At 55.6% G+C, this 26910-nt stretch carries 28 protein-coding genes; 20 read left to right on the forward strand and 8 right to left on the reverse strand.

The window, feature by feature from the left end; genetic code table 11:
* From GFC01_RS10630 to rsmI, 6 genes are all read left to right on the forward strand, one after another.
* Positions 1-297 (forward strand): Orn/Lys/Arg family decarboxylase (locus GFC01_RS10630; RefSeq protein WP_479723383.1); only part of this gene is annotated, 297 nt, incomplete at its 5' end.
* The gene (gene tmk, locus GFC01_RS10635) at positions 294-908 is read left to right on the forward strand and encodes a dTMP kinase (protein ID WP_341473905.1); all 615 of its coding nucleotides are present in this window, start codon (positions 294-296) and stop codon (positions 906-908) included. The genes GFC01_RS10630 and tmk, both read left to right, overlap by 4 nt.
* Positions 905-1927 carry a DNA polymerase III subunit delta' gene (holB, locus tag GFC01_RS10640; RefSeq protein WP_152947047.1) on the forward strand — a complete coding sequence of 341 codons (1023 nt, stop codon included), beginning with the start codon at positions 905-907 and terminating at the stop codon, positions 1925-1927. Before tmk ends, holB begins: the two co-directional genes overlap by 4 nt.
* Before the next feature lie 29 nt (positions 1928-1956).
* Positions 1957-2835, forward strand: a complete 879-nt coding sequence (locus GFC01_RS10645; RefSeq protein ID WP_152947049.1) for a PSP1 domain-containing protein — start codon at positions 1957-1959, stop codon at positions 2833-2835.
* Entirely contained in the window at positions 2774-3079 is a 306-nt protein-coding gene (locus GFC01_RS10650) for an initiation control protein YabA (protein ID WP_152947051.1), read from the forward strand. The genes GFC01_RS10645 and GFC01_RS10650 overlap by 62 nt, the downstream gene beginning before the upstream one ends.
* Positions 3076-3936, forward strand: coding sequence for a 16S rRNA (cytidine(1402)-2'-O)-methyltransferase (gene rsmI / locus GFC01_RS10655; RefSeq protein WP_341473906.1), 861 nt, complete (start codon positions 3076-3078; stop codon positions 3934-3936). Before GFC01_RS10650 ends, rsmI begins: the two co-directional genes overlap by 4 nt.
* Before the next feature lie 89 nt (positions 3937-4025).
* Here the strand turns inward: rsmI and GFC01_RS10660 are convergent, their stop codons facing one another.
* On the reverse strand, positions 4026-4280 hold the full coding sequence (locus GFC01_RS10660; protein WP_066666429.1) for an AbrB/MazE/SpoVT family DNA-binding domain-containing protein: 255 nt from the start codon (positions 4278-4280) through the stop codon (positions 4026-4028).
* A gap of 168 nt (positions 4281-4448) precedes the next feature.
* On the opposite strand from GFC01_RS10660, the gene metG reads away from it, so the two are divergent.
* From metG to GFC01_RS10675, 3 genes are all read left to right on the forward strand, one after another.
* A complete protein-coding gene (metG, locus tag GFC01_RS10665; RefSeq protein WP_152947055.1) occupies positions 4449-5990 on the forward strand; it encodes a methionine--tRNA ligase in 1542 nt (513 codons plus the stop codon).
* Between the two features lie 585 nt (positions 5991-6575).
* Entirely contained in the window at positions 6576-6803 is a 228-nt protein-coding gene (locus GFC01_RS10670) for a hypothetical protein (RefSeq protein ID WP_152947057.1), read from the forward strand.
* Complete coding sequence (locus GFC01_RS10675) at positions 6796-7389, forward strand: DUF6036 family nucleotidyltransferase (protein WP_152947059.1); 594 nt, start codon at positions 6796-6798, stop codon at positions 7387-7389. Before GFC01_RS10670 ends, GFC01_RS10675 begins: the two co-directional genes overlap by 8 nt.
* A 150-nt stretch (positions 7390-7539) precedes the next feature.
* Here GFC01_RS10675 and GFC01_RS10680 read toward each other — a convergent pair whose 3' ends face one another.
* A complete protein-coding gene (locus GFC01_RS10680; RefSeq protein ID WP_207707614.1) occupies positions 7540-7989 on the reverse strand; it encodes a plasmid pRiA4b ORF-3 family protein in 450 nt (149 codons plus the stop codon).
* Positions 7990-8645: 656 nt separating this feature from the next.
* On the opposite strand from GFC01_RS10680, the gene GFC01_RS10685 reads away from it, so the two are divergent.
* From GFC01_RS10685 to GFC01_RS10695, 3 genes are all read left to right on the forward strand, one after another.
* Positions 8646-9440, forward strand: coding sequence for a TatD family hydrolase (locus GFC01_RS10685; RefSeq protein ID WP_341473907.1), 795 nt, complete (start codon positions 8646-8648; stop codon positions 9438-9440).
* 91 nt (positions 9441-9531) lie between these two features.
* Complete coding sequence (cobO, locus tag GFC01_RS10690) at positions 9532-10065, forward strand: cob(I)yrinic acid a,c-diamide adenosyltransferase (protein WP_243137464.1); 534 nt, start codon at positions 9532-9534, stop codon at positions 10063-10065.
* Positions 10055-10636, forward strand: coding sequence for a hypothetical protein (locus GFC01_RS10695; RefSeq protein WP_152947065.1), 582 nt, complete (start codon positions 10055-10057; stop codon positions 10634-10636). The genes cobO and GFC01_RS10695 overlap by 11 nt, the downstream gene beginning before the upstream one ends.
* On the opposite strand, the gene GFC01_RS10700 is transcribed toward GFC01_RS10695, so the two are convergent.
* The 6 genes from GFC01_RS10700 to GFC01_RS10725 all read right to left on the reverse strand — a co-directional run bounded on the left by GFC01_RS10700 (position 10547) and on the right by GFC01_RS10725 (position 17440).
* Positions 10547-10819 carry an ABC transporter permease gene (locus tag GFC01_RS10700; RefSeq protein ID WP_243137466.1) on the reverse strand — a complete coding sequence of 91 codons (273 nt, stop codon included), beginning with the start codon at positions 10817-10819 and terminating at the stop codon, positions 10547-10549. The two genes, GFC01_RS10695 and GFC01_RS10700, sit on opposite strands and share 90 nt — an antisense overlap.
* Positions 10820-10884: 65 nt before the next feature.
* Positions 10885-12252 carry a sensor histidine kinase gene (locus tag GFC01_RS10705; protein ID WP_152947067.1) on the reverse strand — a complete coding sequence of 456 codons (1368 nt, stop codon included), beginning with the start codon at positions 12250-12252 and terminating at the stop codon, positions 10885-10887.
* Between the two features lie 363 nt (positions 12253-12615).
* Positions 12616-13278: a response regulator transcription factor gene (locus GFC01_RS10710; RefSeq protein WP_152947069.1), complete on the reverse strand. Its 663-nt coding sequence runs from the start codon at positions 13276-13278 to the stop codon at positions 12616-12618.
* Between the two features lie 554 nt (positions 13279-13832).
* A complete protein-coding gene (locus GFC01_RS10715) occupies positions 13833-14327 on the reverse strand; it encodes a GtrA family protein (RefSeq protein WP_207707615.1) in 495 nt (164 codons plus the stop codon).
* Positions 14314-15291: a glycosyltransferase family 2 protein gene (locus GFC01_RS10720; RefSeq protein ID WP_152947071.1), complete on the reverse strand. Its 978-nt coding sequence runs from the start codon at positions 15289-15291 to the stop codon at positions 14314-14316. Before GFC01_RS10720 ends, GFC01_RS10715 begins: the two co-directional genes overlap by 14 nt.
* Before the next feature lie 28 nt (positions 15292-15319).
* On the reverse strand, positions 15320-17440 hold the full coding sequence (locus GFC01_RS10725) for a glycosyltransferase family 39 protein (protein ID WP_341473908.1): 2121 nt from the start codon (positions 17438-17440) through the stop codon (positions 15320-15322).
* 1069 nt (positions 17441-18509) lie between these two features.
* Here GFC01_RS10725 and GFC01_RS10730 point away from each other — a divergent pair.
* From GFC01_RS10730 to GFC01_RS10765, 8 genes are all read left to right on the forward strand, one after another.
* A complete protein-coding gene (locus tag GFC01_RS10730; protein ID WP_152947075.1) occupies positions 18510-19709 on the forward strand; it encodes an MFS transporter in 1200 nt (399 codons plus the stop codon).
* 149 nt (positions 19710-19858) lie between these two features.
* Positions 19859-21223, forward strand: a complete 1365-nt coding sequence (locus GFC01_RS10735; RefSeq protein ID WP_152947077.1) for a uroporphyrinogen decarboxylase family protein — start codon at positions 19859-19861, stop codon at positions 21221-21223.
* A gap of 70 nt (positions 21224-21293) precedes the next feature.
* A complete protein-coding gene (locus GFC01_RS10740; RefSeq protein ID WP_152947079.1) occupies positions 21294-21917 on the forward strand; it encodes a cobalamin B12-binding domain-containing protein in 624 nt (207 codons plus the stop codon).
* A 65-nt stretch (positions 21918-21982) separates the two neighbouring features.
* The gene (locus GFC01_RS10745) at positions 21983-22783 is read left to right on the forward strand and encodes a dihydropteroate synthase (protein ID WP_152947081.1); all 801 of its coding nucleotides are present in this window, start codon (positions 21983-21985) and stop codon (positions 22781-22783) included.
* Positions 22784-22838: 55 nt separating this feature from the next.
* The gene (locus tag GFC01_RS10750; protein ID WP_152947083.1) at positions 22839-23546 is read left to right on the forward strand and encodes a Vitamin B12 dependent methionine synthase activation subunit; all 708 of its coding nucleotides are present in this window, start codon (positions 22839-22841) and stop codon (positions 23544-23546) included.
* A gap of 77 nt (positions 23547-23623) precedes the next feature.
* Positions 23624-24376, forward strand: a complete 753-nt coding sequence (locus tag GFC01_RS10755; protein ID WP_152947085.1) for a GntR family transcriptional regulator — start codon at positions 23624-23626, stop codon at positions 24374-24376.
* A 1-nt stretch (position 24377) separates the two neighbouring features.
* Positions 24378-25004, forward strand: coding sequence for a cobalamin B12-binding domain-containing protein (locus GFC01_RS10760; protein ID WP_152947087.1), 627 nt, complete (start codon positions 24378-24380; stop codon positions 25002-25004).
* Positions 25005-26891, forward strand: coding sequence for an ASKHA domain-containing protein (locus tag GFC01_RS10765; RefSeq protein WP_152947089.1), 1887 nt, complete (start codon positions 25005-25007; stop codon positions 26889-26891).
* The last annotated feature ends 19 nt before the right edge of the window (positions 26892-26910 follow it).

Below are 26910 nucleotides of genomic sequence, written 5' to 3' on the forward strand. Positions count from 1 at the left end.
GGCCGGGCGGGCAGGACCCCGCTTCCCCTGCCCCCGCCGCCTCCTTCCACCGTGGGACGCCTGAGCCCCCGGGAAGCCTGGCTGGCCCCAGCCCGGCCGGTTCCTTTGGACCGGTGCGCCGGTGAGATTAGCGCCGAATGGGTGAGCATTTCCCCGCCGGGTATTCCTTTGCTTTATCCCGGGGAGGAAATTGCGCCGGAGACGGTGGAATATTTGCAATGGGTCAAGACCCTGGGATCGGCCGTCCAGGGTCCGGCCGATCCCGGGCTGGAAACCCTGCGGGTGGTGGTGGGGTGAAGGGTTTTTTCATTGTTTTTGAAGGTATGGACGGGGTGGGGAAAACCACCCAGGTGCAACTTCTGGCGGAATCGCTGCAAAAAAAGGGATGGGCGGTAACGGTGACCCGGGAACCGGGGGGCACGCCGGCCGGGGAGAGGATACGCGGGCTTTTGCTGGACCCGGCCCTGGCCGGATTGACTCCCCTGGCGGAGGTGCTGCTTTACGCCGCCGCCCGGGCGGAGCATGTGGCCCGTAAAATCATCCCGCACCTGGAAGCGGGCCGGGTGGTGATCAGCGACCGGTTTGTAGACTCCACCCTGGCCTACCAGGGTTACGGCCGGGGCCTGGACCTGCCGACATTGTCCGGCATCAACCGCCTGGCCGCCGGATCCCTGGTTCCCGCCCTTACCGTGTTGCTGGACATGCCCGTGGAAGAGGCCCTGGCCCGCCTGCCAGCCAGGGCGGACCGGCTGGAAAGGGAAAGCGGGGTATTTTTCCAGCGGGTGCGCCGGGGTTTCCTGGAGCTCCGTCTCCGGGACCCGCAGCGCTACCTGCTCCTGGACGGCCGTTTACCGCCCCTGGAACTGCACGCGCGCATATTAAGGGTGGTGGAGGAAAGGTTAAAGTGAAGCTGGAAAGGATTATCGGGCATGAACATATTGTCACCGCCCTCCGGCGGATGGTGGAGGAGGAACGGGTGGCCCACGCCTATTTGTTCGCCGGCCCCTCCGGGGTGGGCAAGGCCACCGTGGCCGGGGCCTTTGCGGCCGCCCTGCTCTGCCGCCAACCCCGGTCGGGAGATGCCTGTGGCCAGTGCCGGGATTGCCTCCAGGTGGCCGGAGAAAACCACCCGGACCTGCACCGGATTCTTCCGGATGGTTCTTCCATCAAAATTGAACAGGTGCGGGAAATGCTGCGCCGGCTGGTGCTCCGGCCCTATCAGGGGGAGCGCCAGGTGCATCTGGTGATGGACGCGGATTTGATGACCGCCGGGGCGGCCAACTGCCTGCTAAAGACCCTGGAAGAACCTCCGCCGGGGGCGGTTTTGATTTTAATCACCGCCCGTCCCCAGGCTTTATTGCCCACGGTGGTTTCCCGCTGTCAGGTATTTACCTTCCACCCCCTGTCCGTGGCTGCGGTGGCCGCCATCCTGGACAGGGAGCTATCCCTGCCCCCGGCGGAAGCGCAAACGCTGGCCCGGCTGTCCGGCGGTTGCCCGGGACGGGCGTTGCAGATGGCTGCGGTGGAGGGAGGATATGGGGCGGAAAGGGAAAAGGTGCTGGAACTGGCCGTTATGATGGGCCGGGCGACCGGTGGTGAGGCCCTTTCCCTGGCCGCCTCCTGGGCGGAGGATAAACAAAGGGCTCTGGCGGGCCTGGAATTACTGCAAATGTGGTACAGGGACCTGCTGGTCTGGAGGGAAACCGGGGACGGGGAAATGCTCATTAACCGGGACCGGCGGGAGGCCATTGCCCGGGAGGCCGCCCGTTACGACCGCGGCGGGCTGCTGTCCCGCATCAGAGCCATCGAGGAAACCAGAAACTCCCTGGCAGTGAATGTGAATACCAGGCTGGCTCTGGAAATGCTATTCCTGGGTCTTGCCGGAACCGGCTCGCCGGCGGTTGCCGCCGGCGCGGCCCTCGGGTGAGGTGCCCGGTGTGGAATGGAGGGAATGAAATGTCCTGCCGTGTTGTAGGAGTACGTTTCAGGCAGGCAGGTAAGATTTATTATTTTGACCCCGGGGAGTATAACCTGTCCAGGGGGGATACGGTTATAGTGGAAACGGCCCGGGGTATAGAGCACGGCCAGGTGGTCATAGTGCCCACGGAAGTGCCCGACGAAGAAGTGGTGGCTCCTTTGAAAAAGGTGATCCGGCCGGCCACCCAGGATGACTGGAAAAAAATAGTAGCCAACCGGGAGAAGGAAAAACGGGCCTTCCAAATCGGACTGGAAAAGATTGCCGCCCACGGACTGCCCATGAAACTGGTGGATGTGGAACAAACCTTTGACGGCAACAAGATCATCTTTTACTTTACCGCCGACGGGCGCATCGATTTCCGCGAACTGGTGCGGGATCTGGCGGCGGTGTTCCGCACCCGAATCGAGTTGCGGCAGATTGGCGTGCGGGACGAAGCCAAGATGATGGGCGGGCTGGGTTGTTGTGGCCGGGAGTTGTGTTGCAGTACCTGGCTGTGTGATTTTGCGTCGGTTTCCATACGTATGGCCAAGGACCAGAATCTGTCATTAAATCCCACCAAGATATCGGGTATCTGTGGCCGGCTCATGTGCTGTCTGAAGTATGAGAACGATCTGTATGAACAGGCCAGGGAAGAGCACCCGGAAATTGGCGCCCGGGTGGATACCCCGGACGGGGAAGGGAAGGTCACCGGGGTAAACATTTTTAAAAAGACGTTGACGGTGGAACTCAAGGAAAGCCGCTTGATTAAGGAGTACCCCTTTGCGGAGGTAACCCCAAAAACCAGAGGTGAGCACTGTGCAAACCCTCACCGCCATGATCAGGGAACTGGAGACCAGGATGCAGGGGCTCCTCAATGACCTGCAAAAAATAAAGAAACAGGCCCGTTTGCTGGCGGAGGAAAACGATAAATTGCGGGAGGAGCTGGCCAGGTTTTACGGTAAACCTTTGGAGGAAAACCCGGCCGGGGAGGGGCTGAAAGAGCTGCGGGATCTTTATAACCGGGGTTTTCATATCTGCCATGGGCATTTCGGCCGGACCCGCACGGGGGACTGCCTTTTTTGCGAGGCCTTCTGGAGCAGGGAACGGGAGGGTTCCATGTGAAACCGGGCACCCTGTATCTTTGCGCCACGCCCATCGGCAACCTGGAGGATATTACTTTGCGGGTATTGCGGGTGTTACGGGAAGTGGATCTCATCGCCGCCGAAGATACCCGGCATACCCGCAAGTTGCTGGCCCACTATGATATTCATACGCCCCTGATCAGCTTTCACGAACACAATCGCCTGAAGCAGGGCGCTTATCTCCTGGAACAGCTTCAATCCGGGCGGAATGTGGCCCTGGTTTCCGATGCCGGGATGCCGGGCATATCCGATCCGGGGGAGGATCTGGTAAGTGGAGCCATTGCCCGCGGGATCACGGTGGTACCCTGTCCCGGCCCCAGCGCGGCCCTGACCGCCCTGGTGGCATCGGGCTTACCAGCTTCTTCCTTTTGCTTCGAAGGCTTTTTACCGGCTGTTGCCCCCGCCCGCCGCCGCAGGCTGGAGAAGCTGAAGGGGGAGGAGCGGACCATGATTTTTTACGAAGCTCCCCACCGTTTGTTAAAGACCCTGGCCGACATGGTGGAAGTGCTGGGGGACCGGCCGGTGACCGTGGCCCGGGAACTGACCAAGCTCCATGAAGAATTCTGGCGCGGCACCCTGTCCGGAGCCGGGGAATATTTCAGCGGTCGTCCGTTAAAGGGGGAATTTACCCTGGTGGTGGCGGGGAGGACCGGCAGTAACGGCGGTGGGGCACGACCGGAGCCGTGGGAAAAGCTCACCCCCGCCGAACACGTGCATATGCTCTGTGCCCGGGGAATGCCCAAAAAGGAGGCCATCAAGGAGGTGGCCCGCCTGCGGGGATTGCCCCGGCGGGAGGTATATAATCATATGGTAAAGGTGGATATGGGGGAAAGCTGAGTGGCATGCGGGTTGGCCCGGGGGACAGCAAAAGGGCCGGCTGGTGGATTGCCCCATCAATACCGGCCCCGGCCTTAAAAATTATTCCATTACATGGCCTTGGCGTTTTCAAACATGGCCAGGGCACATTCCCGGCAGACCAGTTTGCCGCGGTAATGCTGTACGTCGGAGGCATTGCCGCAGAAAACGCAGGCAGGTTCATACTTTTTCAAGATGATTTTCTCATTGTCCACGTAGATTTCCAGGGCGTCCTTTTCGTCAATGCCTAGGGTCCGGCGCAGTTCAATGGGAATAACCACCCTGCCCAGCTCGTCCACCTTTCTGACAATACCCGTGGATTTCACGTTCTGTCCCTCCCCTTTCATTTTACTTTGTTCGACATGAAAACTAAATATTATACAAGTAAATGGTACCAGGTGTCCCAGTAAAAGTCAATAGGTTTTTGGATTATTTTGTATAAATTTCTTTTGCCGGGGGAAAACTTGACGATTATTTTGAGGAGGGAGTAATTCTTGCGTAAAACCTTTTACATCACCACGCCCATTTACTACCCCAGCGATAACCTGCATATCGGCCACGCCTATACCACCGTGGCCGCCGACGCCATGGCCCGCTTCAAGCGTCTCACCGGCTGCGACGTCTGGTTTTTGACCGGGTCCGACGAGCACGGCCAGAAAATCGAGCGCACCGCCCGGGCCAGGGGGCAGACCCCCAGGGAATATGTGGATAAAATTGTGGCCGGTTTCCAGCACCTGTGGAAGAGGCTGGACATCAGCAACGACGATTTTATCCGCACCACCGAGGAAAGGCACAAAAGGGTGGTGCAGGCCATTTTCCAGAAGCTGTACGACCAGGGGGACATCTACAAGGCCAGCTACCAGGGCTGGTACTGCACCCCCTGCGAAGCCTTCTGGACGGAAAGCCGCCTGGAGGAAGGGAACTGCCCGGACTGTGGGCGGCCGGTGGAACTGGTGGAAGAGGAGAGCTATTTCTTCCGCATGTCCAAATATGCCGATCGCCTGCTCCAGTATATCGAGGAAAACCCGGAATTCATCCAGCCCACCTCCCGGCGCAATGAAATGATCAGCTTTATCAAAAGCGGGCTGGAGGATCTATGTATTTCCCGCACCACCTTTGACTGGGGCATCCCGGTGCCCTTTGATCCCAAACACGTGATTTACGTCTGGGTGGATGCCCTGACCAACTATATCTCCGCCCTGGGCTACGGCAGTGAGGACGACGGCCTGTTCCGCAAATTCTGGCCGGCCGATGTACACCTGGTGGGCAAGGACATCGTCCGCTTCCACAGCATCATCTGGCCCATCATCCTCATGGCCGCCGGCATCGAACTGCCCCGGCAGGTGGTGGGCCACGGCTGGCTGTTGCTGGAGAGCGGCAAAATGAGCAAGTCCAGGGGCAACGTGGTGGACCCCCTGGTGCTCATCGATAAATACGGCGTGGATGCCATCCGCTACTACCTGCTGCGGGAACTGCCCTTCGGTGCCGACGGCTATTATTCCGAGGAGTCGCTGATCCACCGCATCAACACCGACCTGGCCAACGACCTGGGCAACCTGGTCAGCCGCACCCTGGGCATGATCGAAAAGTATGCCGGCGGCGTGTTAAACGCACCCGGGCCGGAGGAAGGGCCGGACCGGGAATTGATTGACCTGGCGGAACAGACCCCGGCGGCGGTGGAGGAGCTGATGGACCGGCGGGAGCTGTCCAACGCCCTGGCGGCCATCTGGAAACTGGTGGGGAGGGCCAATAAATACGTGGACGAGACCGAGCCCTGGGTTTTAAACAAGTCCCCCGAAAGGCGGGAGCGGCTGCATACGGTGCTCTACAACCTGGCGGAGAGCGTGCGCTTCATCGGTGTGCTGGTCACACCCTTCCTGCCCAATACCCCACCCCGCATCTGGCCGCAGCTGGCCATCGCGGACCGGCCGGATCTGCACACCTGGGAGTCCCTCACCTGGGGCCGCCTGCCCGCCGGTCTGCAGGTGAAACGGGGCGAAGCCCTCTTCCCCCGCATTGATGTAAAGGGCCGCTGAACAGGCAAAGACCCGCTTAAAGCCCCGCCCGGACCGGCCGGTTAAAGACCGGCCCCGGTCCAGGCGGCATACCGCAGAAAATTTCTGCCGGGAGAAAAATTTTTTGATCTCCCGGAAACTGCCCTGCCCGGTGGTATTGCCGGAAAAGGTTCAACCGGTGCTTCTGGCTGCCGTGCAGACCCGCGCCACCCATTTAATTACAGGGGATCTACAGCATTTTAATGCTTACCGGGGGAAAAGTATCCAGGGCGTTCTTATTTGTACGCCCAGGGATTACTTCAGAGCCCGACACCGGTCGATTTGAAGCAAGGGGGTTTCCTCCATAAGGACTTGAACGATCTGGATCTGTTCAATATCTGTAGGTGCCACCGTGGGTGGAGCTGATATGAAAATATGCAAGTGATCCGGCATGACTGGTGTTCCCGCTGCCGCAAGGGCAGGGATCGTTTCAGAGAAAGGCCAGCAGTTTTAGGGGGGTTCGGGTATACTTAAAAGGGCGACTTTGCCAGTAAATGGAAAATATTGCTTGCCTTTTTTCCCCGCCAAATTTATAATCAAGGAAAAAAAGTCCGGAGGCTATGGTAAATGCGCAAAATATCCTATGATGAATACATCCAGGAATTACGCAGGAGGTCACTGCAGCTGTACACCCGGTGGGCAGCTAAAAAGGGACGGACCTTACCTTCCTCCAGGCCCCGGGATCCCGGGAAGGATATCACCCTGTTTCTGCTGGACCGTAAACGCTGGGAGCAGGCCCTGGCCAGCGGTCGGATCGAAAAATTGGGGCCCCGGAGGTACAGGTGGAATGGATGAAAGCTTAAAGAAAAAATTGCGCGCTTCAATCCATGAGAAAGATCCTTTGAAGAAGGCCCTGAATGTACTGGCCATCCTTACGGCAGCGCTCAAATCCATGGACATCAAACCCATCCTGGTAGGCGGTCGGGCTCTGGAATTTTATACTTTAGGCGGTTATGCCACCAAAGACATGGATCTGGTCGTTAACGGTAGGGAGCAGGCCAGGGCCATCCTGGCCGAAATGGGTTTTATCCGCCGAACCGGTGAACGACACTGGTATCATGAAGAGCTGGACCTGGCTCTGGAGATACCGGATGAACTTCTGGCCGGATCTCTGGATAAACTGGTTACGGTAGATATAAACGGACTGGAAGTTTTTATTATCGGTATAGAGGATCTGATAATCGACCGCCTCGCGGCAGCTAAGTTCTGGAATAGCCCGGCCGATGCCCAATGGGCGGCAAAATTAATAGCGTTGCATAAAGGGGATATCGACATGGATTATTTGCAAAAAGCTGCCCGCAATGCACGGGTTGAAGACCTTTTAGAGCGAATCGTTAAACATAGTTATAGATACCTGTGCGAAGCCGACGCAGAAAAATGATTTTACGGAGGCGGAAAACATGCTCGATCTGGAACAGTTTGCCGGTTACGCAAATGCACCCGGTTAAAATATTGCCGGACAATGTTAACGCCGGCTAACCCCCTCCTTGCTCTACATTCCCCCGATTTCGGCAGGTTATACGCCTGCTTTTTACTTTATCTTCGCCAATGCCCGGTTTACCTCGTTGATGTAGAAATACTCCGGATCAAACTTTCTGCCGCCTGTATCCTTTTCGGCCCAAACCAGATAGTTGTTGTACTCCGGGTGTTGCGGATCACCGATAACTTTCAGAAATTCTTCGTATCCTGGAACACCGCCCACATCTTCCGGTGGCCTGTGACGGGCACCGGCAATACACACGGGGTAATGCCGGCCTTCTTCAGCGGGCAGTATTTCCTCCAGGACAACCTCATGCTCCCAGTTATCCCCAAAATCATAGGTATAGATGCACTTTCTGCGCTCAACAAGAAGATCGTCAATTTTCGTTCTTTTGGCATTCAGTTCTTTTATGCCTCCGTGTAATTCTCCTGGAGCATATTCAGGATCTGGAATATGGACCGCTACATCGCCGAAGTGAAAATCAAACAGGTGATAATCCACACATATACACTATAGCTCATTTATTGCATGATGGCAATATCAGGTGCAACACCTTCTGGGTTGCCGGATGTCGTACCGGTTCGGCGGTCACTGTTTCGGGCGGGACTCCAGGATCCCGTGGTCCGCCTGCCCCGCCAGCCGGGCGGGTGGGGATACCCGGCCCCTCGGAGAGCGTGAACTTTCGGCCTGCTTTTGCTGTCAGGTTGCTATCTATATGATAATACTGCCCTGAAAATACATTTTCGTTCCTCTGTTGGTGCCGCCGCAGGCGACATGGGGGTCTTGATAGCAAAAATGAAACAGAAGAATATTGTGCCCCAAGTAAGTGTGTGGTACACTATTTCACGTGGGGAGGCCCGGGTTATTGATGATTTATCCCAGTGGAAGATGCATGTGCCCGGCGTATCCGGTTTGCTGGAATCAATTAACATTCACCGGCGGCATAAGATATCTATCCGGGATGCACTGATTATCTGCAATGCAAAAGAACCGGGCTGCCCGGTCCTCTGGACGGAAGATATGAACCATGGTCAGTGTTTGGAAGGGGTAAAAATAAATACAAAACCCGTTCGCCATCGCCAATAATTGAAATGAAATATGGTCCCCTGCCGGCGAACCCGGCGGGAAAGGGCCAAACAGACAGAAAGGGGAATCCGGTGATTAAGCTGATCGACAGTCACGCCCACCTGGACGACGGGCAGTTTGACGCCGACCGGGATCAAATGCTGGTCCGGGCGCAACAGGCGGGTGTGGTGCAAATCATCAATGCGGCCTATGATCTGCCTTCGTCGGCCCGGTCGGTGGACCTGGCCCGGCACTATTCTTTTGTTTTTGCGGCGGTGGGTGTTCACCCCCACGATGCGGAAGGTTTGCCGGCGGATTACCTGGAGCAGCTGCGGGAGATGGCCCGCCTGCCTGAGGTGGTGGCCATCGGGGAGATGGGCCTGGACTACTACCGGGATTTAAGCCCCCGGGAGGTGCAGCAAAGGGTCTTCCGGGAACAGCTGGCCCTGGCCCGGGAATTGAACCTGCCGGTAATCATCCACGACCGGGACGCCCATGCCGATACCCTGGACATCCTGCGCAAAGACGGCGTAAGCCCGGCCGGGGGAGTGATGCACTGCTTTTCCGGCAGCCGGGAAATGGCCGAAGCCTGCCTGGCCCTGGGTTTTTATATTTCCTTTGCCGGGCCGGTAACCTATCCCAACGCCCGCCGGCCCAAGGAAGTGGCTGCGTGGGTTCCCCTGGACCGCCTGCTGGTGGAGACGGACTGTCCCTATCTAACTCCCCAGGCCCGCCGGGGCAGGCGTAATGAACCGGCCTGCGTCCGTTACGTAGCGGAGGAAATAGCGGCGTTAAGGGGTATTCCCGTGGAGGAAGTGGCCCGGGCCACCACGGAAAACGCCCGGCGGCTCTTTGGCCTGCCCGTGTGTCAGGGGACGGTTCTTTGACACGTTTTTCGATTGCTTGTGTAATCTGTTTTAAGGCCACGGGCAGTGCTATAATGGAATAATGGAGAAAAGATATAGGGAGAGGAAAAGGATGAGCGAAACCAAAGGGTTGATCCTGGTCTTTACCGGTAACGGTAAGGGTAAAACCACCGCCGCCCTGGGTATGGGCCTGCGGGCCTGGGGCCAGGGGATGCGGGTGCTGGTGCTGCAATTCATTAAAGGGGGCTGGCGGTACGGTGAACTGAACGCCACCGAACGGCTGGGGGGCCGTTTTGCAATCCGCCAGCTGGGGGAAGGGTTTACCCGGGCGGATAACGGCAAAACCATGGGGGACCACCGGGAGGCGGCCAGGCACGCCCTGGAGGAAGCCAACAAAGAAATAAACGCCGGCAATTTTGACCTGATCATCCTGGACGAAATTCTCTACGCCTTAAAGTTCGGCCTGATCGACATGGAGGAGGTTTTGGCCCTGCTGGATAAAAAGCCGCCCCACCTGCACCTGGTGCTCACCGGCCGGGACGCTCCCCCGGAAATCATCGACCGGGCCGACCTGGTGACGGAAATGAGGGAAATAAAGCACCACTATAAAAAAGGGATTAAGGCCCAGCGGGGGGTTGAGTTTTAAAGCTCGTGCGGAATATGGAAGAAGTCCTTTTATCTTATTTGCTGGACTATTTTCTGGTACGATAATGCTGGTGATCTGGATGAACGGCGGCCTGCCAAAGGACAAATACGATACCACCATAAAAGAACTCTTTGCCGACAGCGAAGAGGACCTGATCCGTTTTTTTCGGCCAGATGCAAACCCGGGTAATCCGGCAATTGAATATCGAGTTTCCCCTTGTGAAGAAAAAAAGAAAGCGGAGCAGGTCATTGAAATGATTTTCCGGAAGGGGGATATCACCCTGTTTCTGCTGGACCGTAAGCGTTGGGTGCAGGCCCTGGCCAGCGGTCGGATCGAAAAATTGGGGCCCCGGCGGTACAGGTGGAATGGATCTGGAAGTCTGCCGGTTGCGCAAATGCAGCCGGTTAAAATATTGCCTCCCTTGAGATGTTGCTTCCCGGACAGTCGAGGTATAACTTTACCTCTATTTTCGGAACATTTTCTATCTCTCGAAGCGGAGTGCTTCGATGGGGTCCAGCCCCGCCGCCTTTCTGGCAGGGTAATACCCGAAGAAAATGCCAACCACTGCTGAAAAACCCGCGGACAACAATATGGAAGGCACTGTAACAAACGTCGGCCATCCGAAAGCTTTTGAAATAATCCTGGAGCCAGTGATTCCAACGATAATTCCCACAACTCCCCCTATCAAGCAGAGAATCAGGGCTTCTACCAGGAACTGGTTACGGATATTGCCTTCGGTGGCCCCCACGGCCATGCGCAGGCCAATCTCTCTTGTTCTCTCCGTAACGGAAACTCCTCGTATTCCAGTTGGCAACCGGTTTAAATAACGTCCCCTGATGGGATTTTAACCGTCGAAGATACACCGCCCCTCTCATTTTTCAGGTTGATCGCTCCCCGGTACATTTTTACGATCCGCTGCACTATAGTCAACCCAAGCCCGAATTTGCCCTCCCGGCCCTTATGGAAAGGCTGGAACAGCTGGTCGAGGATGTGGGGCTCAATCCTGGAACCGTCATTCCAGAAACAGAGGACTATCTCCCTTTTTTCATCGCTTAGCCCGAGGCTGATCTCAAGGCGAGAAAGCGCATAACGAAGGTGATTTTCCAGCAGGTTCTCAATCATCACCCGGAGGACTTCTTCATTCCCTGAAATACTCACCGGCTTTAAATCCAGCAGGCATGCTATTTCCGGCCGTTGCGGGCACAGGCGCTGAACTACATTTTCAACCAATCTGTCCAATTTCACCTCTTTTTGAACCTGATCCCTGGTCGCCAGGTAATCAAGCCGTGTCAGGTAAAGCAACTGCTTGACCAGTTTTTCCAGGCGCGCACCTTCCTCGTCGATCACCTGGATGCTGCCGTCCAGATCGCCTTTGGGGTAGACCCCGTCCTGGATGGCCTGGGCATAGCTGCGGATTACCATGACGGGCGTTTTCAACTCGTGGGAGATATTTTGCAACATCGATTGCTGCATCTCGTCCTGGCGAACAAGCTGCCGGCGCATAATCTCGATGGAGCGGGCCAGCCGTCCAATTTCATCGCCACGCTTCACATCCAGGGGTTCATGCCAGTTGCGGCCGGCAATTCGCTTAACATGCTTTTCCATTTGAAGCAGCGGCCGGGTCAGGTAACGGGCAATAAAAAGGGAAGCAAACCAGCTGATTATCAAGGCGATACCGGTGAATACCATAAAGTTAAACAATAATGATTTTATAAACCTGTCCTCTTCCGATTTTCTTATAAGGGCAACCTGATAGAGGGGGCGCCCGTAGGCCTCCTCTTTTCTTATGACATAGCGCATCTTTTCCTGGCCACCGTTATATTCATAAAGATTGGTGGATGTCTTCTGGGACATTGCGTTTTGCAGGATTTCCTGGATAAACGCAGATGAAAACATTTGTTTGGCCTCTGCGGGTATGGTTGTCCCGTCAGCTAAAACTATAAAATCACGAATCCGGAAGTCCGGCCTGCCCAGAACAGGGGGTCCGGGCGGTGGTCCGGGGGGCATCATTCCCCCCCCGGCACTTTTTTCAGGCGGTTTTTCCGGCGGTGGCTGAGGCCCCATCATGCTGGCTGTAAAAAAGTTGCGGATCAGAAAGGGCATGATTAGTATGACAATCACATACACCAGCAGGCTGACCAGCGAAAGGGCCAGCCACATTTTTACCGTCAGCGAGATTTTTTTCATCGGGTTATCATCCCTGAACAGAAGCAGAAGTCGCAGAATGCCGGTACCGGCGTAAAAACAGTACAGGTCAAGGAACGGCCCTCCTCGCAAACCACGCAAAACATTGGAAATTGATTAAAGTTGCTTTCTTTTGAATAAAAGGCAAAAATACATATAGAACCCGGTCGATGTAGTAATAATCAATGCCAGTGCCGTGAAATCGCAAATAATGGTAGACAGGCCGGCATATTTTCCCGTGTGCAAACGCATCCACAAGCGTCCGGTTCGGTTTGCCGGGCCATCCTGGTTTTCTGGTTCAGGCCGATCTTGGTCACTGGTATCGGAGTGGGGATTATATCCGGTGCCCTGGTCCGGGATCACACATTAAACCGTCATCCTGTATCCAAAACCATATATGGTTTCAATGCGGAGGTCCGGCATTTTTTTCCGCAGACGCCGCACCAGATCGTCTACGGACCGGTCGCTGCCGACGTGATCCACGCCCCAAACGTGGTTGATAATCTGATCCCTTGAAAGGGCCTGCCCCTTTCTCCTGGCAAAAAATAGCAGCAGGTCAAATTCCTTGGATGTTAATTCAATCATTTCCTGCCCCCTAAGAACCATCCGCCTGTCTTCATCCAGAACATAGGGATACAGGTTGAACAGGGAACTTCCCGGCGTTGATTTGTAAACCCGTTCCAGGAGCCGGTGAACGCGGATAACCAGTTCCCGGGGCGAAAAAGGTTTTGCCAGGTAGTCGTCACTTCCCATCTCCAGCCCTATAATTCGATCCAGATCGGCATCCCGGGCCGATATATAGATAATCGGGACGTCCGGCGACACCTCTTTGATGCTGCGCAGGAGCTGGTACCCGTCGATATCGGGAAGCATGATGTCCAGTATCCACAGGTGGGGACGCTCTCCCATGGCCTGCAGGGCCGATTGCCCGTCATAGAAGGACCGCACTTCCCAGCCCTCTTTTTCCAGGTAGGAAACCAGTATTTTACTCAAGTTTACTTCGTCTTCAACCAGGTATACACGGTACAAGCGCCAGCCCCCCCTCTCTTTTTCTGTATTATACCACGTATTATATCAAAAGCCGGGCCAGAACGCTCCCCCCTGACCGTCGGTCAGGCATTATCTGGCAAGCTTCCACCCACCAATCCGGGGCGCGCCCCGCCGGCAAAAAACAGCTCTGCAGGTCCAAGAATAATCCCCGTCCCGAACATTTACCCCCGGCCAGGAGAACCGGTCAATTATGTAGCTTGCGAAGCGGGGGTGGGGCGGTCCTCTTCCGTCGCGCCGCCACCGTTATTCCGGGGTGGTTTTCCTTCCGGCATGATCCGTAGATTGCTTCCAACAAACCCCTTATGTTACTTGATGCAACTTGTTCTTCATTTGTTTCATACACACCCCTTTCTGTAAATATTTAGCATTTAGGTGGCGCCACACTTAAATACATATATACAGGTGGAATACGGAAAAATTATCAAGGAAATATGGGAAATTGTAAAAACGTTTAAAGTCCGGGCAATAGCTGCCTTATCACCAGGAGGATTCCGGTGTTGCATAATCTTTACCGAATACCGATAATTTTTTCCTCAGTCATGGTAACCTCTCCCTGCAAACGGAAGTGCGAGTATTGAATGGTCATGACACACTTCCTTCAGCGCATCTGTCACCTGATTCTCTCCGCCTTTTCCAGGGTTTTCTGTAAATACCCAGAATCGACTTCCCGTAAAGTTCACAACGATACCGCACCCTGTGGCCGCAAACTTACTGAGCCAAAGTTGCAGGTGAGTTACATCGTGCAAGATGAAAAGCAAGCCGGATGATATTAGCAGGGAAAGCCCGTTCACGATGATAAACTTCACAACCTCCGGGATGCTCGCTTTGCGCGCAACCCGGAACGTCCATTTTCTATTGAGAAAGAAACTGTTCGCTACACCGGATGAATAGGAGAGTATCTGGGCAAGGAGGTACGGCACCCCGCCCAGAGTCAGAAGAAAAAAGGCGGTAAAGTCTACTACGGTATTTCCCAAACCTACGGTACAAAAACGCAGGAACTGGAGAGCCTTGTGTTTATTTTTGCACACTCCAGCTCACCTCTTCAGGCTTTCGATTTTCAACTTCTTGCTTATTCCGGAGAATGTATAGCGGCCGGTTTTTCGTTTCATCGTAAATTCTGCCGACATACTCTCCCAGGATCCCCAAAATGATGAGGATCACACCATTCAGTAACAGCAGGGAGGCAATTACCGACGCCCACCCGGCAACTGTACTGGCAGTGAATAATCTTTGACCCAAAGAGATCACCAGATAGACAAAACTTGCGAACGAGATCACAAAACCGAGATACGTGGCCAACTTCAACGGTTTATTGGAGAAAGAGGTAATCCCATCCATCGCGAAGCGCAGCATTTTCTTCAGCGGGTATTTGGTTTCTCCGGCCAATCGTTCCTCCCGGACATACTCGACGGCCGCCTGACGGAAGCCCACCCAGCTGACCAGGCCGCGGACATAGCGGTTTTTCTCCCGGATACCGCGCATGGCTTCGCACACTTTCCGGTCGATCAGGCGGAAGTCGCCGGTATCAAGTGGAATGTTGACTTCTGTCAACACGCGCAGTGTGCGATAAAACAGGGATGCGGTCAATTTTTTGAACAGTGTCTCGCCTTTCCGTTTTAAACGCTTGGCATAGACGACTTCATATCCTTTTTGCCATTTCTCAATCATTAGCGGGATCAGCTCGGGCGGATCCTGCAAATCGGCGTCGATAATCACAATGGCGTCCCCGCACGCATAATCCATGCCTGCGGTAATCGCTATTTGATGCCCGAAATTGCGGGAGAAATCAAGCAGGCTTACACAATCGTCCTTTTCCGCAAATCCTTTGATTATTTCTGCCGTCCGATCCTCGCTTCCATCGTTGACAAACAACAATTCATACGGTTCACCGATGGATTGCATGACCTGTGTTAACCGGCGATATGTTTCATGAATAACGGCTTCTTCGTTAAAAACTGGAATGATAATGGAGTAACGGACGTTTCCTTTCATTACACCTCATCCTCATTACGTTTTGGGCTTAGTTGTTGATTTTGTATAAAGTCCTGTCGTTCCCCATTCCCGGAGGACCACCTTGCGGAGCGTTTGATTGCCACTCTTCTTTTGGAACCTCCGTACTGTTTGCCCGGATCCAATCCATCACTTCGTTGTTGCCGCCGCCTCCTCTGGCTCCGAAACCGGAATACGAAGGGATCAGGAAATATTTCACTTCTTTGTCCGCCACCATTTGTTTCAATTTCTCGACCGTGAGAATGGGGTCGGAGCCACTGAACCCGCCCATAGCCATGACAGCTTTTCCGGTTTCAATGATATACGGTGCTGCCGTATTGGCATCGGTAGTGGCAAAAAGGTAAGTTTCCCCCGTATTATTCCTGGTTACATATTCAAGTAATTTCGTATTGATACGGGAGTTTATCCCGCCCCCCATACCCTGTCCCGGACCGAACCCCGGTTGATTGGGACCGGCCTGCGGCAGCATGCTGTTGCCGCCATACAGAAGCGGAGTGGCCGCCCAGTACAATGGCGCCACCAGCAATACCAGCATTCCGGCCATTGCAGCGATCGAAGACAGCTTCTGTTTCTTTGCGGCAAGGAACAATACAAGCGATAACCCGATTCCCGCCGCTCCGATGCCAACCGGCCATCCCATGCCGATTTGCTCCTGGTAGGGCTGCAGCATATACAGTTCAAAAGCTGTAGCAGCCAGAAGGCCCGATGGCAAGAGCCACTTTTTCCAGCCTTCTTTGTCCCGGTACTGGTTCCAGAGCTCCACCCAGCCCGCTCCTGCAAGCGCCGCAACCGGTGGGGCGAGCATGATCAGGTAATAGTGATGGAAGAAGCGCGCTACGCTGAAAAACCCCATCGCCGGGAGCAGCCAGGCCAGCCAGAACAAGGTTTCTTTTTGTTTATCACTGAGCTGCTTTCTTGGGCGAATGCCTGCCAGCAAACCGGCGCAGGCGAACGCTACAAAGGGCAGCAACCAGCTGATTTGTCCGGAGAGTTCACTTTGAAACAGCCGCAGCGGCCCCGGCTGACCGGTACCGAACGCACCGCCGCCCCTTCGCCCCTGCGGCCCGCCCCCGCCAAAGCCGGGCATTGGCCCCTGTCTACCATTTGCGTCCGGGCCGAAGCCTTCAGGCATGAGACTCCCACCCTGCGGCACTTGCTGCGGGCCGGGCATATTGTTTCCACCCTGCGGCGCTTGCTGCGGGCCGGGCATGCTGTTTCCATCCTGTTGCACAAGCTGCTGGCGGGGTACACTGTTTCCGTTCTGCGGTATTTGCCGCTGGACCGGCACGGCTCCCGGGCCCGGCGGCGTTTGTCGCTGGTTTGGCGCTGCGCCGGGACCCATGCCCCCGGTGAGGCGAGATATCCCGTTATAGCCGAAGGCAAGCTCCAGTACGGAGTTCGTTTTACTGCCCCCGATGTATGGCCGGTTTTCCGGTGGGGTCATATCTACGACGACCGCCCAGGACACGGACACCCCGGCCATGATCACCGTTGCCGCCGCAAGGATGGCCATTTTCTTTTTCCACTCGCTTTTGAAGGCAAGCAGGTAAAACACATAAAAAGCCGGCACGACCATGTAAGCCTGAAGCATTTTTACATTAAAACCGACACCGATCACGGCAAAGGCCCCGAGAACCCAGGAAGGCTTCCGGTTGCGAACAGCCCGGAACAACATCCAGGTGGCCACAAGGAGCGTAAACACCAGCAGGCTGTCAATATTGTTCGTCCGGCTCACCGCAACAGCGATCGGTGTGCAGGCCGTAATCAGGCCCGCCAGCCGGGCGGCTGTTTTGCCAAAAGTTGGCTTGACCAGGTGATATACCAGAAAGACAGAACCGACGCCGGCCAGGGCCTGCGGGAGGATTACGCTCCAGCCGTGAACCCCGAAAATCCGGGCGGATGCCGCCTGGACCCAGAGCGCCACCGGCGGTTTGTCCACTGTGACGTATCCCGCCGGATCAAACGAAGCGTAGAAAAAATTGTGAAAGCTCTGCAGCATACTGGTAACCGCCGCCGTGTAATAGGCGTTGGCGTACCGGTCTTCCCAGATGTTGAAAATATTCAAAAAAGCGGACAGCAGGGCGATGCCTATCAGGATCATATCGAAACGTTGACCTTGTTTCGGTCTCACTGTCATGTTCTCCTTTCATTCACCGGCTGATTATCTGAGTAATACCGGTTAAGTTGCAGATCTAATGAGGCATGATGAGCATGACAATCCCATACACCTGCAGCGTGACCAGCGAATCTCGTGGTTCGTTCCCCCAGTACATGTTTTGTGGTTATGTGGCGCCACACTTAAAATATACAGGCGGAATGCGGAAAAATTATCATGGAATTGTGGGAAATAGTAAAATACCGGTGCCCTGCATGCACGGTCAATAATTTTGGGATAAAAATAATCAGTTGTTCTGGACGAGATTTTCAGTCAATGAACACAGCATTGTTTTGGCGGCATGGATGGAGCAGTGGGGCGGCTGGAATACCGCCCAAAGCGACGGCCGGCCTCCTGGCCACTCTGGTCCCACATCCCGGTGGACGTCTTTAATCCGCAGGTGACCGGGCAAGGGACCCACCTTACCCGACACGGCCGCTTCAACCGGTTGAGCAACCCGGGCCGGGAAGTATTCTGCTTTCTATTCACCCCCTGTTAACCGGTAATCATACCTGCCGGTTGAGAAATCTAAGGTGCCTCTTTTCCCGCTCCTGGGAACTAGACGAACCATGAAAAAATTTTTTAAAATTTATTGCATGCAGAAGGAATCTGAAGAAGCCATGTCGAATGCTCAGGTATAGTCGTATATACGTCTATCCCCAACCAGAGTAAGTATGGGTAATTGTGGAGGTGATGGTAGAGCTCTTAATTCGCTGAAATCTTTAATATGACGCTGGAAATATGGGAGGGAGGCCTGCAGTAAGGGAGTCATCGTTACGTCTTAAAAAATTTTCTGCCCCGAAAATAAATCGTCCCAAAATGCAACAGATCACCCAATATCTGTCGTCAACCCAAAAAGGAATAATTCGGTACGAACCTGTTTTCATCCTTTGCTGGTGCCGCTTATAAGCGGCATGGGCGTCTAATGTATAATGGCGAAAAAATGTATTATGGAGAAAAAATGAAAAACGCTTGGAAATGGTTCTCATGGCATTACGACCACAGATCCGGGATGCCACGGGATAGAGTTGGGAGGGATTATATCATGGCAACAACGGTCTCTGCCGGCGCCAAAGAAGCAAGTAAATACCGGTGGGTAATCCTTGCTCTTATGGTCGGCTGTTTTTTGTTTACGTTCATAACCAGGTTCGCCTGGCCGCCCCTGATTCCGGTTGTGGTGCCGGCTCTGGGTATGAAGATGACGCAGGCCGGGGCGTTTATGAGCGCATTTTATTTTGGATACATTATTACCCAGATCCCGGCGGGAGTACTGGCAGACCGTTTCGGGGTCCGGATAATACTGGCAATGAGCCTGATCATTGAAGGTATAAGCACCTTTGCCATGGGTTATATGACCACATTTGACACGGGGTTCTGGCTCAGGGTCATCACCGGTCTGGGCGCGGGAGCCGTATATGCCGCCTGTTCTCGTGCTTTGATGGAATGGTTTCCCGCCAGGGAACGCGGTACTGCCTTTGGGATAATGCTGGCGGCCCCTTCCGGTGGTATCGTCCTGTCAAATTACATTGTACCGGCGCTGAATAAATCGTTCGGCTGGCAGGGCGCATTCCAGGCCATCGGCCTGGCCACAGCCGTGGTGGGTGTTTTAATATTTATTCTGGTTCGTACTTCCGATGAAATTAAAAGCACCGGAAGCATTTTCGGCGGGTTCAAAGTTGTTTTTGGGAGCAAAGACCTGATTCTTACCGCGCTGGCAGGTTTCTGCCTGATGTGGGTGGAGCTGGGCACGGCCACCTGGGCAAACGCCTATGTGAAGAAGCTGGGGTTTTCCGTAGAGGCAGCAGGTCTGGTGATGATCTTTTACGGGATAGGCGGTGCCCTGGCCCCGCTGGTATCCGGCTACATTTCCGACAAAATAGGCCAGAGAAAAAACATCCTCATTGTTTCCTATGCCCTGATCATTCCCCTGACAGTAGCTTTTGGTTACCAGACTTCCATGACCATGCTGTCCATCCTGGGGTTTGCTTTCGGATTCTGTTCCTACCTGGCCAACCCGCATCTTACCGTGATGATTTCCGAGTTTGCCGGCAGGGAATGGGCAGCCACGGCCAACGGAACGGCCAATTTCATTTTCCAGCTGGCGTCCATGATTGGCCCCGTGGTACTCGGCTGGTCAATCGATTTCACGGGCAACTTTGCATCGGTGTGGTGGATTATGGCCGCCGGTCCCCTGGTTGGTATATTGCTACTGCTCCCTGTGAGACCGGAAAATAAACGGTTATAACAAATTTAAATTGGACTGAAAGGAGGTAAATCTTGAAGTGGCTTTTACAGCGACAAGCTTTCTGTAAAAAGGAAAACCTGTGCGTGACCCTGCGGGGGGACAGACCGTATTATGGCTTAATCCAAAATTAATTAATGGGAGGTTCTGCAATGCCGGAAGAGATTAAACAGCTCTACGAAAAAAGGCTTGGTCGCTACCAGGCCACCATTGCCCTGGAAAAGACTGACCGGATGCCCATAGCAACGGGCAGCAACTATTTTGCCGAGGTATATTCGGGAAACACAAAACAGGAGACCATCTATGACAGCGAAAAGTGGCTCCGGGCGGAAGAGGCTTTCATCCGGGACTTTCCTGAAGTTGACGTCCTTCGTGACAACAGGATCTGGGGGCCCCTGTACGATGCAGTGGGTTGCAAAACCTATAAACTTCCCGGGCGCGACCTGCCCCCCGGGACACAGTTTCAATTTGTCGAAGACGAATACATGAAAGCCGATGAGTACGATGTGTTCATAAACAACCCGGTGGAGTTTATGATGGACCGCCTTCTCCCCCGGTTGCTCGGTGAGCTGGCTGAACCAGGTACTATCCGGGCTCGGATGGCTCTTTTAAAAGGCGGCATGGCCCAGGTGATGATGTCCCAGATCATGAGAAACAGATCGGTTTACCTGGAGCAAAAACTGGGCATGCCCCAGCCCATGACCGGATTCTTCCTGGCACCCTTCGATGCCCTGGCCGATGCCATGAGGGGCCTGCGGGGAATACTGCTTGATATTTACCGCCAGCCGGACAGGGTGCTGGAGGCCTGCGATGTTCTGGTCGATGAAATGGTGAACCTTGCCCTGTCAACGGCGGACCCGTTGAAGCGGTATCCCATTTTCGTACCAACCCACAAGGCGTGCTTCCTGTCGCCCAAGCAATTTGATACATTTTACTGGCCCTCGTTTAAGAAAACCATGGAGCGCCTGATCGAAGCGGGATATACCGTCAGGGCGTACCTGGAAGGGGACTGGGGACACCATCTGCATCACATGCTGGAGCTGCCGAAAGGGAAGGTTTTATGTGATATCGACAACCAGGGGGATGTTTTTAAAGCGAAAGAGGTAATAGGAAATCACCAGTGCCTGGCCGGCGGGATACCGGATTCAATGTTCATCCTGGGCACACCGCAGGAAATACGTGAAAGGGTCAAGCTTCTCTGCGAAACAGTGGGCAGGGATGGGGGATTTATCATCAACGGGGGATGCAACATACCCTACGATACAAAGCCGGAGAATTACAGGGCGATGATCGATGCCATAATTGAGTACGGGACGTATGATACGCGCATAACCCCGGCGCCCATGGTTTCGCAACCGGGTGGGTCAAAGGCCCCGGTCAGGCTCAAAATGGTGACCCCATGGGAAGAAAAACTGGCCGAGCTCGGAGGCGTGCTGGGTGATGAGGACCTGATCCGCAAGCCGTGGGAATTGCTGGAGATCATGGGCTATACGTGGATCTGGCAATGGTTGCTCTAATGGGAAAAAGTATTCCGGCCCCTGTAGGGGGGCGGGCAAAATTCAATGATCAATGAGGAGGAAGATAGAAATGTCAGCACTGGCACAAGCACTTAAAGACCTGGATGAAAAAAGTGTTTATCAACTGGTTGAAGATAAAATAAAGAACGGCACATCCCCCCTGGACATAATTGCTGAATGCAATGAAGGGATGGTTGGTGTCGGTGAGCTGTTTTCCTCGGGGGTGTACTTCTTAAGCCAGCTGATATTTTCTGCGGAGATCTTTAAAAATGTCATGAATATGCTGGAGCCCGTTATGCCGAAATCCGGGCCGGGCGTTTCGGTGGGGAAGGTTGTCATAGGTACGGTTAAGGGCGACATTCACGATATAGGCAAAAACATTGTGGCAAATCTCTTGCGCGGTTCCGGTTTTGAGGTCACCGACCTTGGCGTGGACGTGCCTGCGGAAAAATTTGTAGAAGCACTCAAAGAAACCGGGGCCAGGGTCCTTGGCTTGAGCGCCCTGCTCAATTTCACCTACCCCGAGATGAAAACCGTGGTGGAAGCTGTTACCAAAGCCGGCTTAAGGGATAAGGTGACCATCATCATCGGGGGAGCCCCGTGCAATGAGCAGGTCCGGCAGTTTACGGGCGCCGACTATTATGCGGAAGACGCCATGACGGGTGTTAACATTTGTAAGAAGATTTATTCTTAAAACCAAAACACCCCCGGCCGGAGATTGCTCCGGCCGGGGGCGCAATGCCGGGAGGCGGTTATGTTATGTTAATTATCGGCGAGAGAATCAATTCCACCCGTAAAAGCATGGACAGGGCGGTTCGAGCCAAAGATGTCGCATCTATCCGCGAAGAGGTATTAAATCAGGTAAACGCCGGGGCGCACATGCTTGATGTAAACTGCGGCACCCTGGATGCCCGGGAAGAGCCGGCTACCATGGAATGGCTGGTGAAAACCGTCCAGGAAATTGCCGATGTCCCCTTATGCATTGACAGCCCCAATTACAAGGCCCTGGCCGCCGGTTTAAGCGTGCACCGGGGTAAAGCAATGATCAATTCCATCAGCGGGGAAACCGAAAGGTATAAAAAAGTATTACCCCTGGTGAAGGAGTACGGTGCGTCCGTGGTGGCCCTCTGTATGGACGAAAAAGGCATCCCCGCCAATAAAGACCGGGCTCTGGAGGTTGGCGTAAAACTGGTCAACGACCTCCTGGATGCCGGGATACCGGTTGACGATATTTACTTCGACCCCCTGGTGCGCTCCGTGGCCACCAATCCAGAAACGGTGGTGGAGACATTGCGCCTCATGGAAGAAATGTCGTCCAGGTTCAGGGGCCTGCATTTTGTTTCGGGATTGAGCAACGTATCCTTCGGGTTGCCGGAACGCCGGCACCTGAACCGGGCCTACGTGGTGTTGAGTATGGCCAGCGGGCTTGATGCCGTCATCGCCGACCCGCTGGACAGCACCTTGATGGCGCTGGTGTATGCCACGGAAGCGCTGTTGAATAAAGACAGGTTCTGCATGCAGTACATCCGCTGTTACCAGCAGGGAAAGTTAAAGGTATAGAGCTTCTTTTTGCCGTACTTTAACTATTTAACAGGTCAGGAAGAGTAGTTCCGCAATGAATGGTTCGATAGATTATTACGACCTGCATGTGGACATCACCGTAAAGGATATTTATCGCGCCGAAGGGGCCAGTTACCGGCAGGCACCCCCGCCGGCCACCCGGGAACTGCACCTGAAAATGCTGCAGGAAGCGCGGCAGCTGGTCCGTCCCCGGGGGGTGAGCCGGACGGTGGCGGTGGAAGGGGCCGACGGCCGGCAAATCCGCCTGGCCGGCGGCGGTACGCTGACCAGCCGTTTGCTGGCCCGCCTGGCCGGTTCAGCGGAAAGCCTGGTGCTGATCATCTGTACCCTGGGCGAAGAGCTGGACCGGCGGGTGCAGGAGTATACCCGGCAGGGACGGCCGGCGGAGGCCTACGTACTGGATGCCGCCGGCACCGCCTTTATCGATGCCGCCGGGCGCCTTCTGGCCGGCCGGATCGGAGAACAGTTTCACGCCCGGGACCTGCAAACCACCATTCCCCTGGGGCCGGGCCATTCTTACTGGCCGGACCTGCAGGACCAGCGGGTGATCTACGACCTGCTGCAGCCGCAGGCCATGGGCGTGCGCATCCTGGAGAGCGGGCTGATGTTACCGAAAAAAACCGTCAGCCTGGTTATGGGCGTGGGTCGCAGCCTGCCGGAAAGCGCAGATAATCACTGCCATTACTGCAGTTTAAAGCGCAGCTGCCCCCTGAGCCGGGCCGGACCGGGCCAGCCGGGTTGACAGGCGGCGGCCATAATGATTAAGATGGAATAGCTGATTAACTTTCGTAGAATATTGGGGGAGGGCAGGTAAAGTATTTGGCCGGTAACAAGATTGACAAAAACTCTTTTGTACCGCCTTATTACCAGCTGGCCCGCATTCTGGAACGGAAGATACTCTCCGGAGAGCTGAAACCCGGCGATTCTTTGCCTTCGGAAACGGATCTGGGCAGAGAGTACGAATTAAGCCGCATGACGGTGCGTAAGTGTCTTAATGTGCTGGCCGAACGGGGACTGGTTTACGCCCGGCAGGGGCGGGGCACTTTTGTTTCCAGGCCGGCTCTGGACCGGGCCGTTTTTACCATGGAAGAGTTTCACCAGGATATGCACCGCCGCGGCCTGCGGCCGGAAGCCAGGTTGATCGCCGCCCGGGTGCTCCGGGCCACCCGGGAGGTGGCCGCCCGGCTGGCCCTGGCGGAGGGCGAGCGGGTGCTGCACTTCTGCCGGCTGTTATTGGCCGATAAAATTCCCGTGGCCCTGGAGCGTAAATACATGCGCTACAACCGGGGACGCCCCGTGCTGGAAAACGAGCTGCAGTACCGGGCTTTTGCGGAAGTGATTGCCCTGCACAACGAGGTGTTGCCCGTACGCAGCCGGATGATGCTGCAGGCGGGGGTGGCGGCGGAGGAGGATGCCCTTTTGCTCCAGATACCGCCCGGGTCGCCGGTCCTGTGTGTGGAGCAGGTTCTTTTCGCCGCCGATGATAACCCGGTGGGCTATGGTTTCTTTGTCTACCGCGGTGACCGGTATACCCTGGTTTCGGAAGTGCGGCCTTTAACGGGGGGTGATTGAATTGCCGTCGCTGGTCTGGGCCCTCAGCGAGTTAAATGAAAAACTGGCTTTAGAGCTGGTGCGGGATAAGTTGACTGCCGGAGTGCCGCCGCTGGATATTGTGGAGGAGTGTAAAAGCGGTCTGGCCGCGGTGGGTGAACGTTATTCCCGGGGGGAGTATTTCCTGGGAGATCTGGTATTATCGGGGGAAATCTTTCAGGAAATTATGCACATTCTGAATCCCGTTCTGGCGGGTGGGGAAAAACCGGCCACGGCGGGTAAAATAGTCTTCGGTACGGTGGAAGGGGATATTCACGATATCGGCAAGAATATAACCATTTCCCTTTTGCGCTGCCACGGTTTCGAGGTTTACGACCTGGGGGTGAATGTGCCGCCGGACAAGTTTATTTACTGGCTGAACAAAACCGGCTCCCAGATCCTCTGCCTGTCCACCCTGCTCACCTCCTGCTTTGACGTTTTGAAGCGCACGGTGCGCCTGGTGCGGATGATTGAACGGGAGCAGCGGGTACGGGTGCTTATCGGCGGCCTGGTCAATGAACGGGTGCGGGCCTACGCCGGGGCGGACCAGTGGGTGACCGACGCCCGCCGGGGTGTGGAATTGTGTTTGCAGTGGAATGGGGTGCAGTAATTGCCGTTTACAGTTGACTTTGAGCCCGTGGGCCGCCGGGTGCGGGTGGAAGAAGGGCAAACCATCCTGGAAGCGGCCCGGGGTATGGACCTGTTTGGTGACGGCGGTATGGTTGCCCCCTGCGGCGGCAAAGGGCTCTGCGGCCGCTGCCGGGTAAGGGTGCCGGAAGGATTATTATCCCCCGTTACTGAGTCCGAAAAGAGGCTGTTGAAAAAAGAGGAACTGGCGGCCGGCTACCGCCTGGCCTGCCAGGCGGCGGTGCTGGGACCGGTGAAGGTGGAGTTGCCGGCCGAATCCCTCACCGGCCGGCAGGAATTGCAGCTGGAAGGAACGGATATTACCGTTGTTCCCGATCCAAACATCAGGCGTCACAGGCTGGAGTTGCAGGCTACCACCATCAATTATCCCCGGCCCGTCTGGCAGCAGGTGGAACGCTCCCTGAGGGAAGACTACGGTCTGCCGGAGGTGCGGGTGGACGGGGATTTGATACGCCTGACTCCTTCCCTGGCGGAAGAAGGGGTGGCCACTGTGACCGTCCGGGGGCGGGAGGTAGTAAACATTTTTTTCACCGGTGCACCCACCGCCCCTCTGGGACTGGCTGTGGACCTGGGGACCACCAAGGTGGCCGGTTTTCTGGTGGATCTGGAAAGGGGGGCCACCCTGGCCGGTGAAGGGATTTTAAATCCCCAGATCGCCTACGGGGAAGATGTGATGAGCCGCCTGGCCTATGTCATGGAAGGGGCGGAGAATTACCGCCGTATTACGCAGGTAATCCGGGACGGGCTCAACCGCCTGCTGCACACCCTGGCCGCAAAGGCCGGGGTCTTACTGCAGGCGGTGGAAGAGGCGGTGATTGTGGGCAATACGGCCATGCACCACCTGCTCCTGGGCCTGCCCGTGGAGCAACTGGCCCGGGCGCCCTACGTGCCTGCGGCCACGGTGCCGGTGGAGGTGAAGGCCCGGGAGCTGGGTCTGGACATGGCCCCCGGTGCGGTGGTTTACCTGATGCCGCCCATTGCCGGTTTTGTGGGCGGCGATCACGTGGCCATGATCCTGGGCAGCCGCATCGATGAGGCGGGTCCGGTCACCCTGGGGCTGGACATCGGCACCAATACGGAAATTGTGCTCGCCCGGGGTGGGGAGATGATCTCCTGTTCCTGTGCCTCCGGCCCGGCCTTTGAAGGGGCGCACATCCAGCAGGGTATGCGGGCGGTGGACGGCGCCATCAGCCAGGTGCGCCTGTCCGGCGCAGGCATGCAGGTATTCTGGGAGACCATCGGCGGGAAGCCTCCCCTGGGCATTTGTGGTTCCGGGGTGCTGGACGCCGTGGCCGAACTGTACCGGGAAGGGGTGATCAACGACAACGGCCGTCTGGATCGCAGCCATCCCCGGGTGCGCCTGGCCGGTGAGAAAGGGATTGCCGAATACCTGCTGGTGCCGGCGGCGGAAAGCGGCGCCGGTCACGACCTGGTAATCACCCAGAAGGATATCAACGAAATCCAGCTGGCCAAGGCGGCCATCGCCAGCGGAACGAAACTTTTGCTGCAGGAGGCCGGTTTAAAAGAAGATGATATCGAACAGGTGGTGGTGGCCGGCGCCTTCGGCACCCACCTGCAGTTGAGCAGCGCCCTGGCCATCGGCATGTTTCCCGGCCTGCCCCCGGAGCGTTTCCGCCAGGTGGGCAACGCCGCCGGCACCGGCGCCCGGCTGGCCCTGCTCTCCCTGTCCGAACGCCGGCGGGCGGAAGATGTGGCCCGGCGGGTCAAATACCTGGAACTTACGGCGGCGCCGGCCTTTAACGATACCTTTTTGTCCGAACTGATCTTTCCCCCGCTGGTGGCGGAGCAAAACAATGCCGGCAGTTTTGCACAGGTCCGGGGGATTTGAAACTGTTAATCCTTTAAAT

This window comes from Desulfofundulus thermobenzoicus, assembly GCF_009428905.1.
Lineage (GTDB): Bacteria > Bacillota > Desulfotomaculia > Desulfotomaculales > Desulfovirgulaceae > Desulfofundulus_A > Desulfofundulus_A thermobenzoicus.